1 protein-coding gene is annotated in these 256 nt (G+C 51.6%); it reads right to left on the bottom strand.

Going from position 1 to position 256, the window contains the following annotated elements:
• A partial coding sequence (locus ACHFIY_RS19350; protein ID WP_410847778.1) for a hypothetical protein occupies positions 1-256 on the bottom strand: 256 nt, incomplete at both ends.

The following is a 256-nucleotide window of genomic DNA, read 5'->3' as shown; positions in this document are numbered from 1 at the left end:
AACGCCAGCCCCGGAAGCTGCTGACCAAGCAAGGTTTACAAGGCCTGCCTTGTAATAACCAGTAAAGCTTTTTAATGCAATAGGCAATAAAGGCGCCGAGGTATCTGTACAGCCGTTGGCATAAATAGCCACTACGCTGTAGCTGCCAGTTTGTATGGTATTGTTGTAGCTAACGCTTGTAGCCCCTGGCTGGGGTATCCCGTTGAACAACCACTGGTAGCTAGACGGTGTGCCGCTGGCCACGGCAGTAAGCGAA

Origin of the sequence: Parasediminibacterium schistidii, assembly GCF_046546515.1 — a bacterium.
In the GTDB taxonomy this organism is placed as follows: Bacteria; Bacteroidota; Bacteroidia; order Chitinophagales; family Chitinophagaceae; genus Parasediminibacterium.
Note: the sequence above shows the minus strand (reverse complement) of the source record. Positions and strands in the feature narration are given on the sequence as shown.